The sequence below is a fragment of the Pseudoalteromonas sp. PSi26 genome (genome assembly GCF_054960575.1).
Genome location: NZ_JBHNYT010000046.1, coordinates 1 through 509, shown reverse-complemented (window position 1 = coordinate 509; position 509 = coordinate 1). Strand labels below are relative to the sequence as shown.

Below are 509 nucleotides of genomic sequence, written 5' to 3'. Positions count from 1 at the left end.
TGAGGTATTAACTCACACCCTTTCCTCCTGACTGAAAGTGCTTTACAACCCGAAGGCCTTCTTCACACACGCGGCATGGCTGCATCAGGCTTTCGCCCATTGTGCAATATTCCCCACTGCTGCCTCCCGTAGGAGTCTGGACCGTGTCTCAGTTCCAGTGTGGCTGATCATCCTCTCAAACCAGCTAGGGATCGTTGCCTTGGTGAGCCATTACCTCACCAACTAGCTAATCCCACTTGGGCCAATCTAAAGGCGAGAGCCGAAGCCCCCTTTGGTCCGTAGACATTATGCGGTATTAGCAGTCGTTTCCAACTGTTGTCCCCCACCTCAAGGCATGTTCCCAAGCATTACTCACCCGTCCGCCGCTCGTCAGCAAAGGTGCAAGCACCTCTCTGTTACCGCTCGACTTGCATGTGTTAGGCCTGCCGCCAGCGTTCAATCTGAGCCATGATCAAACTCTTCAATTAAAAAGTTTTGTGTCTTTCGACAGCTCAATGAATTCTGAATTT

Annotated in this window: 1 rRNA gene; it reads right to left on the bottom strand. The window is 51.3% G+C overall.

From position 1 onward, the window contains the following. Positions 1-467, bottom strand: a 16S ribosomal RNA gene (locus ACFI34_RS18765); the annotation flags it as partial. Between the last annotated feature and the right edge of the window lie 42 nt (positions 468-509).